The organism is Streptomyces antarcticus (genome assembly GCF_026627255.1).
Taxonomy (GTDB): domain Bacteria; phylum Actinomycetota; class Actinomycetes; order Streptomycetales; family Streptomycetaceae; genus Streptomyces; species Streptomyces antarcticus.
Map to the genome: position 1 here is coordinate 347,358 of NZ_JAPNLM010000001.1, position 12,731 is coordinate 360,088.

12 protein-coding genes are annotated in these 12,731 nt (G+C 70.2%); 6 read left to right on the plus strand and 6 right to left on the minus strand.

Going from position 1 to position 12,731, the window contains the following annotated elements; all coding sequences use genetic code 11:
- Positions 1–22 precede the first annotated feature (22 nt).
- From OTB16_RS01540 to OTB16_RS01560, 5 genes are all read left to right on the plus strand, one after another.
- Complete coding sequence (locus OTB16_RS01540) at positions 23–1,237, plus strand: acetate kinase (protein WP_267717770.1); 1,215 nt, start codon at positions 23–25, stop codon at positions 1,235–1,237.
- A gap of 63 nt (positions 1,238–1,300) precedes the next feature.
- Positions 1,301–2,731, plus strand: a complete 1,431-nt coding sequence (pyk, locus tag OTB16_RS01545; protein WP_267717771.1) for a pyruvate kinase — start codon at positions 1,301–1,303, stop codon at positions 2,729–2,731.
- Positions 2,732–2,934: 203 nt separating this feature from the next.
- Positions 2,935–4,524: a coiled-coil domain-containing protein gene (locus OTB16_RS01550; protein ID WP_267717772.1), complete on the plus strand. Its 1,590-nt coding sequence runs from the start codon at positions 2,935–2,937 to the stop codon at positions 4,522–4,524.
- Entirely contained in the window at positions 4,521–4,934 is a 414-nt protein-coding gene (locus OTB16_RS01555; RefSeq protein ID WP_267717773.1) for a hypothetical protein, read from the plus strand. The genes OTB16_RS01550 and OTB16_RS01555 overlap by 4 nt, the downstream gene beginning before the upstream one ends.
- A gap of 21 nt (positions 4,935–4,955) precedes the next feature.
- Positions 4,956–5,483: a hypothetical protein gene (locus tag OTB16_RS01560; RefSeq protein ID WP_267717774.1), complete on the plus strand. Its 528-nt coding sequence runs from the start codon at positions 4,956–4,958 to the stop codon at positions 5,481–5,483.
- 81 nt (positions 5,484–5,564) lie between these two features.
- On the opposite strand, the gene OTB16_RS01565 is transcribed toward OTB16_RS01560, so the two are convergent.
- The 4 genes from OTB16_RS01565 to OTB16_RS01580 all read right to left on the minus strand — a co-directional run bounded on the left by OTB16_RS01565 (position 5,565) and on the right by OTB16_RS01580 (position 9,841).
- Positions 5,565–6,899 (minus strand): hypothetical protein, encoded by a 1,335-nt coding sequence (locus tag OTB16_RS01565; protein ID WP_267717775.1) that lies wholly within the window; start codon positions 6,897–6,899, stop codon positions 5,565–5,567.
- Positions 6,889–7,446: a DUF6114 domain-containing protein gene (locus OTB16_RS01570; RefSeq protein WP_267717776.1), complete on the minus strand. Its 558-nt coding sequence runs from the start codon at positions 7,444–7,446 to the stop codon at positions 6,889–6,891. Before OTB16_RS01570 ends, OTB16_RS01565 begins: the two co-directional genes overlap by 11 nt.
- Before the next feature lie 103 nt (positions 7,447–7,549).
- Positions 7,550–8,209, minus strand: coding sequence for a DUF6230 family protein (locus tag OTB16_RS01575; protein ID WP_267717777.1), 660 nt, complete (start codon positions 8,207–8,209; stop codon positions 7,550–7,552).
- Between the two features lie 630 nt (positions 8,210–8,839).
- On the minus strand, positions 8,840–9,841 hold the full coding sequence (locus OTB16_RS01580) for a tetratricopeptide repeat protein (protein ID WP_267717778.1): 1,002 nt from the start codon (positions 9,839–9,841) through the stop codon (positions 8,840–8,842).
- Between the two features lie 237 nt (positions 9,842–10,078).
- Here OTB16_RS01580 and OTB16_RS01585 point away from each other — a divergent pair, with 237 nt between their 5' ends.
- Positions 10,079–10,729 carry a TetR/AcrR family transcriptional regulator gene (locus OTB16_RS01585; protein ID WP_267717779.1) on the plus strand — a complete coding sequence of 217 codons (651 nt, stop codon included), beginning with the start codon at positions 10,079–10,081 and terminating at the stop codon, positions 10,727–10,729.
- A gap of 29 nt (positions 10,730–10,758) precedes the next feature.
- Here OTB16_RS01585 and OTB16_RS01590 read toward each other — a convergent pair whose 3' ends face one another.
- Positions 10,759–11,412 (minus strand): hypothetical protein, encoded by a 654-nt coding sequence (locus tag OTB16_RS01590; RefSeq protein ID WP_267717780.1) that lies wholly within the window; start codon positions 11,410–11,412, stop codon positions 10,759–10,761.
- On the minus strand, positions 11,409–12,722 hold the full coding sequence (locus OTB16_RS01595) for an AAA family ATPase (protein ID WP_267717781.1): 1,314 nt from the start codon (positions 12,720–12,722) through the stop codon (positions 11,409–11,411). The genes OTB16_RS01590 and OTB16_RS01595 overlap by 4 nt, the downstream gene beginning before the upstream one ends.
- Between the last annotated feature and the right edge of the window lie 9 nt (positions 12,723–12,731).

Consider the following 12,731-nt stretch of genomic DNA (forward strand, 5'->3'; position numbering starts at 1 on the left):
CGCGACAAGGAAAGACCCCACCGTGACCGCATCGCGCGTACTCGTCCTCAACTCCGGCTCCTCGTCGGTCAAGTACCAGCTCCTCGACATGGCGGACCGGTCCCGCCTCGCCGTCGGCCTGGTGGAGCGGATCGGGGAGGAGACCTCCCGTCTCGTCCACGAGCCGCTGACCGGCCCCGGCGCCGCCGGCGGCAGGCGCGAGCAGCTCGGGCCGATCGCCGACCACGGGGCGGCGCTGCGGGCCGTCGCGGCGGAGCTGGCGGCCGACGGGCTGGGGCTGGACTCCCCCGAACTGGCGGCCGTGGGCCACCGGGTGGTGCACGGCGGTACGAAGTTCACCCGGCCGACCGTGATCGACGACACGGTGCTGGCGGAGATCCGCAGCCTGATCCCGCTGGCCCCGCTGCACAACCCGGCGAACGTGACGGGCATCGAGGTGGCGCGGGAGCTGCGCGCGGACCTCCCCCAGGTGGCCGTCTTCGACACCGCCTTCCACGCGACGATCCCGGAGTACGCGGCCCGGTACGCGATCGACGCCGCGACCGCCGACAAGTACGCCATCCGGCGGTACGGCTTCCACGGCACCTCCCACGCGTACGTCTCGCGGGCGACGGCCGGGCTGCTCGGCAAGGCCCCGGAGGAGGTCAACGTGATCGTGCTGCACCTGGGCAACGGCGCCTCCGCGTCGGCGGTCCGGGGCGGGGTCTGCGTGGAGACCTCGATGGGCCTGACCCCGCTGGAGGGCCTGGTCATGGGTACGCGTTCCGGCGACCTGGACCCGGCGGTGGTCTTCCACCTGGCGCGGGTGGGCGGCCTCTCGGTGGATGAGATCGATTCGCTCCTGAACAAGAAGAGCGGTCTGCTGGGCATGTGCGGGGACAACGACATGCGCGAGGTGCTGCGGCGGGCGGGCGAGGGCGACGAGGCCGCGGCCCTGGCCTTCGCGGCGTACGTCCACCGGCTGAAGAAGTACATCGGGGCCTATTCGGCGGTGCTCGGCCGGGTGGACGCGGTGGCGTTCACTGCCGGGGTCGGCGAGAACGCCCACCAGGTCCGCGAAGCTGCGGTGGACGGCCTGGCCGAGCTGGGCCTCGCGCTGGACCTGGAGGCCAATGCCGCGCGCTCCCCGGAGCCGCGGCTGGTCTCGGCGGAGTACGCCCGGGTGGCCGTGGCCGTGGTCCCGACGGATGAGGAACTGGAGATCGCCACCCAGGCGTACGCGCTGGTTACTCAGTAGTCACTTTGGACTTTCCGCCAGACGGAATATTCCGCTGCGAAACAAACCGATAGGATCCGCTCCATGCGCCGTTCCAAAATCGTCTGCACCCTGGGCCCCGCCGTCGACTCGTATGACCAGCTGAAGCTGCTCATCGAGGCAGGTATGAACGTGGCCCGATTCAACTTCAGCCACGGTTCCCAGGCAGAACACCAGGAGCGGTACGACCGCGTCCGGAAGGTGTCCGAGGACACCGGCCGCGCCGTGGGCGTCCTCGCCGACCTCCAGGGCCCGAAGATCCGTCTGGAGACCTTCGCCGAGGGCCCCGTCGAGCTGGTGCGCGGTGACGAGTTCACCATCACCACCGAGGACGTCCCGGGTGACAAGTCCATCTGCGGCACCACCTACAAGGGCCTGCCGGGCGACGTCTCCAAGGGCGACCAGATCCTGATCAACGACGGCAACGTCGAGCTCCGGGTGACCGAGGTCGACGGCTCGCGCGTCAAGACCATCGTCATCGAGGGCGGTGTCATCTCGGACCACAAGGGCATCAACCTGCCGGGTGCCGCCGTCAACGTCCCCGCCCTGTCGGAGAAGGACGTCGACGACCTCCGTTTCGCCCTGCGGATGGGCTGCGACATGGTCGCCCTGTCCTTCGTCCGCGACGCCGATGACGTCAAGGACGTCCACAAGGTGATGGACGAGGTCGGCCGCCGGGTCCCCGTCATCGCCAAGGTGGAGAAGCCGCAGGCCGTCGAGAACATGGCGGCCGTGGTGGACGCCTTCGACGCCGTCATGGTGGCCCGCGGCGACCTGGCCGTCGAGTACCCGCTCGAGAAGGTCCCGATGGTCCAGAAGCGACTCATCGAGATGTGCCGCCGCAACGCCAAGCCGGTGATCGTCGCGACCCAGATGATGGAGTCGATGATCACCAACTCCCGCCCGACGCGCGCGGAGGCGTCCGACGTCGCCAACGCGATCCTCGACGGCGCGGACGCGGTCATGCTGTCCGCCGAGTCCTCCGTGGGCGCGTACCCGATCGAGACCGTCAAGACGATGTCGAAGATCGTCACGGCGGCCGAGGAGGAGCTCCTCTCCAAGGGCCTGCAGCCGCTGGTCCCGGGCAAGAAGCCCCGTACGCAGGGCGGCGCCGTCGCCCGCGCCGCGTGCGAGATCGCGGACTTCCTCGACGCGAAGTCGCTGGTCGCCTTCACGCAGTCCGGTGACACCGCCCGCCGGCTCTCGCGCTACCGCGCGTCCCAGCCGATCCTGGCCTTCACCACCGACCAGGGCACCCGCAACCAGCTCACGCTGAGCTGGGGCGTCGAGTCGTACGTCGTCCCGCACGTGGACAACACCGACGCGATGGTCGACATCGTGGACGCGGAGCTGCTCAAGCTCAACCGCCACAACCAGGGCGACACCATGATCATCACGGCCGGCTCGCCCCCCGGCGTCCCGGGCACGACCAACATGGTCCGCGTCCACCACCTGGGCGGCGACGCGAGCGCCTGACCCGGCCCGCACCCGCCTGACTCTGCCGCACAGAGGCCGAGGGCGGCGCCCCGGATCCCTCGAGGATCCCGGGGCGCCGCCCTCGGCGCGTTTCTAGCTACCGATGATGGGAGCAGGAGTACGCCGCCCACCTCACGCCGCGCAACGCGATCGTCAAAGCCGAGGTCGCCGCGGCCGCCGAGGCCCGCAAGGCCACCGAGGCGATGATCGAGTCGCTCGGCCAGGCCTGGCTCGCCGATCAGATCCTGACCTGGCAGAAGTACTGGACCGGCAAGCCGACCACCACGTGGAATTATCCCGGCGCCGCCGCGTTCCCCAAGGCCAACACGGACCTGGCGACCGCGCGCACCAAGGCGGCCGACCATGCGAAGATCGCCGCCACCGCCTCGACCGCGGCCAAGTCGGCCGCCGACAAGGCCGGGGCCGCGCAGACCAGCGCGTGGACCATTGCGGATGGCGCGAAGACCCCCCGGGGCCGCGGTCTGCTGTTCGCCCAGCAGTCGGTCCAGGTCGCCAAGGCTTCGGCCGCCGCGAAGGCCGCGCTGACCGCGTCGAACGCCGCCAAGGCCACCGTCGCCGACAGCAAGACCCTCTACGCGCTGGCGCAGACCCAGTCGCACGCCCTGAACGCCGAGTTCCGACGGGTGGCCGCCCAGGAGGCCGCCGCCCAGGCCAAGGCCGCCGCGACTTCGGCCGCCGCCCAGGCGAAGGCCGCCGCGGACAACGCCGCCAAGGCCGCGCAGACCAAGGCCGAGACCGCGCAGGAGACCGCGCGCAAGGCCGCGGGAACGGCCAAGGCCGAGCGCGCGAAGGCCGAGAAGGAAAAGGCCACCGCGGCGTCGGAGCGCCAGAAGTCCGCCGCCGAACGCGTCAAGGCCCAGGCGGCCGAGCAGCGCGCGGCGAACGAACGAGAGACGGCGGGGCACGCGCGTACCGCCGCACAGGGCTCCGTGGCGACGGCCTGGGAGGAGGTGCAGAAGGCGGAAGGCGCCGAGCGCCGGGCCACCGATGCGCGGGATAGGGCGACGGAGGCCGAACGCAACAAGCAGGCCACGGCCTCGCGCGCCGCCTCCCTCGAAGCTGCTGCTGCCGCCAACGTCGGCACGGCGGCGGCGGCCACAGCCACCCGGAACGCGGCCACGGCCGCACGCGGAGCCGCCAACGAGGCGGCGACCGCCGCGACCGCGGCCCGTGAGGCGGCTGACGAAGCGGGCACAGCCGCAGTCAGCTCCCGCGCCGCCGCGATCCGCGCCGAAGGCGCCGCCGAGCGGTCTGCTGCGGCCACGAACAAGGCCTGGGCCGCGTACGAGACCACGACCGCGGCCGCCGCGACCTCACATGCCGCCGCCGCCGATGCCATCGACGCCTCCGACGCGGCTTCGGGGAACGCCGCCAAGGCCGAGACCGACGCGAAGGCTGCGCAGGCTGCGTCGCTCAAGGCGAGCACGGAGGCCGCAGCCGCCCGTACCGAGTCGATCAAGACCGCGGCCTGGTCGGCCGTCACCGCCGGACACGCCTACGCCACCAGCCAGGCGGCCTCGGCCGCCCGCGACTCGGCGGCCCAGGCCGTCCAGCCGGCCAACACGGCCATCGCGATGGGCACCCCCTATCGGGAGACTGACTCCGCGGCGGCCTTCGCCGTCCTGGTCGGCCAGTCGTCCAAGACCCACGCCGAGCAGCAGGCCGCTGCGGCCACCGCCAAGGCGAACGAGGCCACCAAGGCCGCGGCCGACGCGAAGGCATCGTCGAGAAGGTGCGCAAGAGCGGGCCGTCGGTTGCATTCTGCTTCGTGAAGCCGAAGTCCCTCGCCGGACCGGCGAGGTTCGCCATGAGCACGGCAGGAGCAGCGGCGCAGAACGACGTGCCCGAGCCGCCGTGCCTGAAGGCCGTTTCAGGTGGCCCCAACCTGAAGACCCACTTCCGTGACCACAAGGGATTGGCCGAGGCGGTGCTCGGCAAGAAGTACGGGAAGTGGGAGACGGCCGAGGGCGGCGACCAATACCTCAAGGACATGTTCGAGCTGGTGACCACGCAGCGCCTCAAGTACAAGGGAGTCGGAAAGCTCCACAAGGCGGACCACGACGGTCAGCACTCGGACAAGCTCATCTTCGAAGGCGAAGGAGTTACTCTGGTCCTCAAGCTGGACGGTGAGTTCCAGACCGCTGGAGTCAGGCAAGGGCATGGCCGGCGAAATCACCATTGACGGCAAGAGGCTGGGGTCATCTTGACGGACATCACCCTCCTCTTCGCCACCTTGGGCCACACGGTTGTCAGCGACATCCAGGTGCCCGGGTACATCGACAGGGACGGTCCGATTCCCCAGTTCGTCCCCCTGCCCAGGACCTTCTACCTGGTGAGGGAGAAGGACTACGTCCAGTTCGACGCACCCCTGTCACAGGACTTCCTGACGTTCCGCATCGTGGAACAGCCGACACCTCCCGAGAACCTTGACGAGGACGAGGAGTTCGCCACCAGTTCCTACGACCGGCTGTTCCTCTCCGAGGACCTGTCCTCGTTCGCGGTCACACGGATCAGGTGCCTCGTCAGCGACGGGCCGTCTTCCGGAGAAGTCCTCGTCAAATGCGCCGAGTTCGAATTCGAGAACTCGTCGTACCTGTTCGCGGACCCGCGCAACCTCTTCGGAATCCGACTCGCGGGGCACGGAGCGTACGACCGCTGGAAGGCTTGGGCAGAGAACCCCGAAGCGCCCGATGGCACGCTCCGAGAAGTCGTCTGGACACCTGGCAGCTGACTGCCCGGGCCCCTCGGCCGACGGATGAACGACGAAGCTCCCGGCAGCGGATGCTGCCGGGAGCTTCGTCGTGCGTGCGGACTATTCCGGCGGGCCGACGTAGTTCTTGAGGCCCGGGACGGTGAGGGTGCCGCCGAACTGGCCGGCCTGGACGACCTTGACGTCCGTGAAGAACGCGAAGGGAACGTTCAGCGGCGGCGGGCTGTTCGGGGTGAACTCGATCGGGATCAGTCCGAACAGGTTCCCCTTGAGGCTCTCGGTGTACATCGTCACCGTGCCGCCGCGGATCTTGGACGTGGAGCCGGGACGGGACTTCAGGTGCGCGACGTTCCCCTCCTTGCCCACCGTCTGGTACAGGTCCTTGATGTCCAGAGAGTCCGCGGTGAACTTCAGGACTTTCTTGATCTTGCCGCTCCCCGTCTTCACCTCGACGATGCCGTGGTAGTCCAGGCCGTAGAGGGTCAGCAGGGAACTGTCGAGGTACCAGGGCTGGTCGGGCAGGAGCGGGATGCCCGGCTCCAGCTTGGCGTCGGCCAGGGCCTTGGCGTCGAGGGTCGGGCAGGGGAAGGGGTCCTTCCCGTTCGCGTCCTTGCTCGCCGAGGCCGAGGGAGAGGGGGACGGCGAGGTCTTGTCCTCGTCCTCCTTCTTCTCCTTCTCCGCCTTGTCCTTGGCGGCCTTGTCCTTGTCGGTCGCCTTGCCCGTCTCGTCCTTCGGCTTCGTCGTGGTGTCCTTGACGGCCTGGGGCAGTTCCTCGACCTTCGCGCCGGCCGTCTTCGCCGCCTCGCGGATCGCGTCCGCCGACGGGTCGGGGGTGGGCGCCGTGGACGTGGAGGGCGCCGGGGTGACCGGCTTCTGCGCGTCCTTGAGGGGCTTGCCGAGCTCGTCGAAGAACTCCTTGACCTTGTCTCCGACGCCCAGCGGGTCGAGCGGGTTCGGGGTCTTGGAGGCGGACGGTGAGGCACTCGCGCCCGTGGACGGGGTGGCCGCCGGGGAGCTCTGCTTTCCGGCGTTCGACTCCTCGGCCGGCTTGGACTCCGGCTTCGGTGCCGAAGGCGTGGTACCGGGCTTGGGCGCCACGCTGGCACCGGGCGACGGGGTCGCGGTGGGCGAGGTGCTCGCACTCGGTGAAGGCGACTTCGACGGGCTCGGGGAAGCCGACTCCGCGGGCTCGTCGGACCGTGTCACGCACGGACCGGGCGCGAAGGGGATGTCCTTGTCGTCGGCCAGGGCCAGCTTGGGGGCCATGCCCATCCCGACGAACACGGCGGTCGGCATGGCCGCCAGTGCCATCGTCTTGCCGACGGGTATCTGGAACTTGGTCAGCAGCGACTTCCTGGGCGCCGCGTGTCGCGGGCCTTTTCTCTCACGGGACTCCGCATCTGGGGCCGAACCCCGCTGCGTCTCGTCACCCCGCACTGTTCCTCCCGCCATCGGCGTGGGCAGTCGTCTCGGTCGCGTAAGCCGTTTCCGTGTCGCGGGGACCGGGGATCCCCATCGGGCCGTCGGCGAACGCGACCGCCTTGGCCGCCGCCGCGTCCTGTTCCTCTTCCGGGGCCGCCGGCTTGCCGGGAACCCATGCGAGGGCCAGGGCGCCGCCGATCAGCGAGAACAGGAAACCGAGGAAGAAGCCGCCCAGGTTGGACACCGGCAGGGAGACCAGGGCCAGGAGGATCGAGGCCACCCCGGCGAAGACTCGGATGCCCTGCTGGAACCAGAGGGACACACCCAGGGTCATCAGCAGGACGCCGATGATCAGCGAGCCCGCACCGGCGGTCGTGGCCATGGCGATCGTGATGTTGCCCAGGCGGAGGTCCGCGTAGGGGAAGTACGCGATCGGGAAGCCCCCGAAGAGAATGAAGAGCCCCGCCCAGAAGGGGCGGTGACCCCTCCAGTCGCGGAAGCGGTGGCGCACCACGGTGAGCCAATGTTCGTCTGTGGAGCGAACCGGGGCCTCGGCGTTCATGGACAACAGCTCCCTGGAAACGGTGGTACGGAAAACCATGTGGTGCCCGGGAGGGCCGGCGACGACATCCGCAACCGCCCTCCCGGTCACACACCGGAGCCGACTACTTCACGTCGGAGTCCTTGTAGCACGGCTGGTCGCCGCTGAGCAGGCGCAGCTTGAGGTCCGGCAGCGTGAACGTACCCGCCGTCGTCGCCCAGGCCTTCTGCTTCACGTCCGTCAGCACGGCCTTCTTGGCGCGCTGCGCGAACAGGGCGCCGTTCGCCACCGTGCCGGCCTGCGGCGCGGTGGGGTGCTCCTTGGTGCCGCCCGCCGCGCCGACCGCGACACCGATGTCCAGGTCGGTGAACGTGGCGTCGGTGTCGAGCTCGGCGACGTCCAGGTAGATGTTCTCCGCGACCGCCGGCCTGCCCTTGTTGCCGGTCTGGAGCTTCATCGTGATGTTGCCGATGCCCGGAATCGGGGTGACCAGCGACTGGCACATGTTGGTGATCTCGGCGTGACGGAACCCGGAGATGGTGACCGGGTGCGCCGCGTCCTTGCCGTCGAGGCCCTTGCCCTTGGCGACGCTGCCGTACTGGATGAGGTCGTCACCGTCGAGCTTGTCGGCCGAGACCTTGAAGTCCTGGCCCGAGACGCTGAAGGACGCCGCCAGGGCACCCTGCGCCAGACCCACACCGACCGCGGCCGTGGCCGCGATGCTCGGCACCATCACGAGCGCGAAGCGCTTCCATCTGGTACCGCCACGAACCTGAGAACTCATGTCGTTCCTCCTTCTCGGACGTACATCTCCGGTCCGGGCCGTGCCCGTCCTGGGATGGGAGAAGTGCTACGTCCTCGGGAAGGAGCACAGGCGGCCGGGCCGCGGCAGAGCCGTGTCCGGAACACCGGCGATCACCCCCGAGCGACAACCACTGGGCCACGCGTTCGCGCAACCTGGAGGACAGGCCCTGCCGTACGGCAGGGACCCCCCTGTCCCACGGACGGTGCCACTGCCACCGACCGGCTCGGTGGGGACCCTCCACCGCGGCTCCGGATGAGCGGCTCTGCGGGAAGGACCGAGCGTCGCCGATCGTGGTCCATTCCCGGCCGGGACACAAGGGGGTTCGTTACTGGCGGGTAACGGCCAGATAACCGGGGGTCTACCCGATGCCGTCGGGCAGCAACACAGGGTGTCACCAAAGGCCACGACAAAACGGGGGAAGAGCGAACACCCCGGACAGTTCACGGGGTTCGACTTACTGCGAGTAACAGCGGCCGCGATTACCAAGTTTTCGTAAAACGCGGCCGCTGTTTATCTCCCTGAAAACAAATCGCCGGTGGAATACCGGCACCCGGAAGCCCTTCACGCCCCGCCCCGGAGCAGGCACCGGAGCAGGTCGCAGGGCCCGGTTTAGAAGAGCACCCGCGCCAGCGCCGTACGGGCCGCGGAGACCCGGGGGTCGTCGGCTCCGATGACCTCGAACAGCTCCAGCAGCCGCAGGCGTGCGGCGTCCCGGTCCTCACCGAACGTCACGCGCACGGTGTCCACCAGCCGCCCGAAGGCGTCCTCGACGTGCCCGCCGACCAGGTCGAGGTCGGCTGCGGCGATCTGCGCCGCCGGGTCGCGCGGGTTCTCGGCGGCCGTGGCGCGCACCGCCTGCGGGTTCATGTCCTGGACCCGTACGAGGAGTTCGGCCTGGGCCAGGCCCAGCTTGGCCTCGGTGTTGCCGGGGTCGTCGGAGAGCACGTTCTTGTACGCCTGCACCGCGCCGCCCAGGTCACCCGCGTCGAGCGCGACGACGGCCGCCTCCAGCAGGGCGTCGTACGGGCCGGCCGGGATCCCGGCCTCGGCGGGCTCCGGGGCCGCGCCCTCGGCGTTCGGGTCGACCTCGACGCCGATGATCCCGAAGCGCTCCTCGGCGACCTGGACCAGCTGGGCGAGGGTCTCGCGGATCTGCTGCTCGGGGGCCGCGCCCTGGAACAGCGGCAGCGCCTGGCCGGCGACGACGGCGAAGACGGCCGGGATGCCCTGGATGCCGAACTGCTGCATCAGCGCCTGGTTGGCGTCGACGTCGACCTTGGCCAGCACGAGGCGGCCGTTGGCCTCGGTGATCAGCCGCTCCAGGAGCGGGCTGAGCTGCTTGCACGGTTCGCACCACTCGGCCCAGAAGTCGAGGACGACCGGAACCTCGGCGGAGAGCTGGATGACGTCGCGTTCGAATCCGGCCTCGTCTACGTCGATGACGAGCGCGGACGGCGGCAGGGCGCCGGCGGACGGACCGGCGACACCGCCCTGGCCGGCCTGCCGGGCCGACTCGGCGCGGGCCTGCTCGGCCTTGGCCTTGGCCTCGCCGGCCGCCTTCACCGCGGCGAGGTCGACGACGCCACTCATGGACATGTTTCTGGGCTGCATGCGTACATCCTCCCCCGAGTGCGCGCGCCGACGAAAAGGATCGCGTGAATTCGCTGATCCTCGCGATACCGTGCGGGCGGCGCCGGGTCCCCACCTGGCGCCAGTAGCTCTTCGCGTGGTTGCCGCTCTTACGCTACGACCCGTAGCGTAACTCCTCCCGACGGCCGGGCCCCCGTGATCTGAACCACACCGCAAGGGCACCGGGCCTCCTGGCTACTGACGGGTATGGTCTCGGCCATGCGTAACCCCAGCCCCGGCCACGACACCACCACCGGCGCGACGCACGGCCGCACCGGCCGCCCCCGCAGCGCCGCCGCCGACACCGCGATCCTCGCGGCGACCCGGGACGCACTGGTCGACCTGGGGTGGTCGAAGCTGACGATGAGCGACGTCTCGGCCCGGGCCGGGGTCGCCAAGACCACCCTGTACCGGCGCTGGGCGGGCAAGAACGAACTGGTCGTGGACGCGGTCGCGGAACTCTTCGACGCGCTCGAACTGCCCGACCGGGGATCCCTGGAAGCCGACATCGAGTACGTGGTCCTGCAGTTCGCGGACCTGCTGCGACGCCCCGAGGCCCGTACGGCGCTGATGGCGGTGGTCGCCGAGTCCACCCGTGACGAGGCCCTGCGCGACCGGATCCGGTCGGCGATCGTGGACCGGCAGAAACGTCTCGTCGTACTGGGGCGCGAGCGGGCCCAGGCCCGGGGCGAACTCCCCTACGAGGAGGACGAGGTCCTCACCGGCCGCACCACGGACCTGATCTTCGACGTGATCGCCGGCACGGTGGTGCACCGGGCGCTGGTGAGCTCCGAGCCGGTGGACGAGTGCTGGGTGGCCACCTTCACCGCCCTGCTGATGCACGGCCTCCTGGGCCCGCCCCAGGCCTGACCCGCGGACGGCCGCACGACCCGTCCTCGCTAGAGGAAGTGCAGGGTACGCAGGGCCCGTACGGTGTCCTCGCTCCACTTCCGGTACGAGGGCAACTGCTCCAGGACGTCGAGGTCCGTATGCAGGACGAGCAGTTCCGCACCGTCGCTCAGCACCTCGCGGCCGCCGGGGCCGAGGAGCGCCTTCCAGACCTGCTTGGGGGTGAGCTTGTCCTTGCCGCCCTTCATCGCCACTCGTCCCTCCAACTCCGCGGGTGCGGCGTACGGGTAGCCCTTGAGGACCGCGCTCCCGACGACGCGCCGCAGTGCGTCGCGGTCGGCCAGCATCCACGACTCGGTCATCAGGACCGGGACGAGGGGGACGGCGACACCGTCCCGTGTCGTGGACACCTCCCGGCTCCGCTCCAGCTCCGCCACCAGTTTGAGCCGTTCGGCGTGGGCGTCCTCGTCGCCGTGGACGAACACCACATCGCAGTCCCGGGCCAGTTCCCCGGCCGCGAGGAGCACGTCCTCCGGCTTGCCGTTCGTCCGTACGGCGGACACCTCGCACCGCAGGACCTCGACGGTCTGCCCGCTGTGCTCCTGGATCAGCCGGTCGAGCTGGCGCTTGACCAGGCTCGACAGGTAGGGCCCGTCACTGCCCTCGACGAGCAGCCCGGGCTGCAGCGGCCGGTACTTGGTCACGGGGTCCTCCGGCCGAGGTTCCTCAGCAGCCGCTCCACATGCTCCGGCGAGACCGTCTCCCCCGGGTTCCGCTCCGGATCGTAGGCCCGGAGCGGTCGGGCGACCGTCGTGCGGGTGACGGTCTTCTCGTGCGGATCCACGTGGTCGGCCTGCTCCATGAAGACGAGGCTGCCGGAGACGTCGTCGCGCAGGGCCGCCAGGAGGGCCGGGGAGTGCGTGGTGGCGATCAGCTGCCGGTACGGGGTGGGGGCGCCGGGCGTCACCCCCGTACCCCGCCTGAGCCTGCGGACGAGATCGGCGACGTGCCCGGGGTGCATCCCGTTCTCGATCTCCTCCACGCACATTCCGCCGGGCCAGAGCGGGTCCACGGCCGCGGCGAGCAGCGCGATCATCCGAAGGGTCCCGTCGGAGAGGGCGGGCGGGCTGATCCAGCCGGTATTGCTGAACTCGACTTCGAAGTCGTACTCGTCCCGGCGCCGGTCGTGCAGCGGGCGGATGTCCCGCACTCCGTCGACGAGCGCGGCCAGATCGGCGACGAACCGCCTCCAGTGGGACGGGGACTCGTCCCTGACGCGGTGCAGGACGGCTGCCAGGTTGGCACCGTCCGGGCTGATCCTGCCGGTGGCAAGAGCCGCCGTGGGGGTGCGCAACGCCGCGGGCTCCAGGACGAAGGGGTGCCAGGACGCGCACTCCCGGGCGGTCAGCGCCCGCAGTTCCTCCCCCGGCGCGGCCACGAAGTCCTCGGCGTACCGCTCTCCTTCGTCCTCGGCGTCCTCGCCGAGGACGTGCGGGGCACGGGGGTCCCAAGGAGTACCGAGCATGCCCTTGAAGGGCAGGTAGTCCGGGCCGCCCACCCGGTCGAGGAACGCCGATCTCGCTTCCCGGACGGCGGACCGCGCCTCTTCGTCCAGTCCCGCGTTCGCCATCCAGCCGTCGTCTTCCAGCCTGCTGATCCAGATGGCGCTCTTCGCGAGCACGGCCACCTGCCCGCCGGGAGTACGGCCCACGCGCAGACGGATACGGACAGGGAGCGGGCCGTCCTGGGAGGCGACCAGTGTGCCGACGGTGACGGCCAGGGTGTGGGCGGTCCCGGCACCACCGCGGTGGAACAGCCCGCCGGGGGACAGCCGGGGATCCTCGCGGACCGTCGCCTCGAAGCCACGATCGGCGGTGCCGGCGACCAGGCGCAGCGCATCGAAGAGGTTCGACTTCCCGGCACCGTTCGGCCCGAGCATGACGAGCGTCGGAGGCACGTCGAGGGTGAAGTCGCGGAACGACTTGAAGCCGTCGATCCGAATCTGGGTGATCATCCTCTGCTC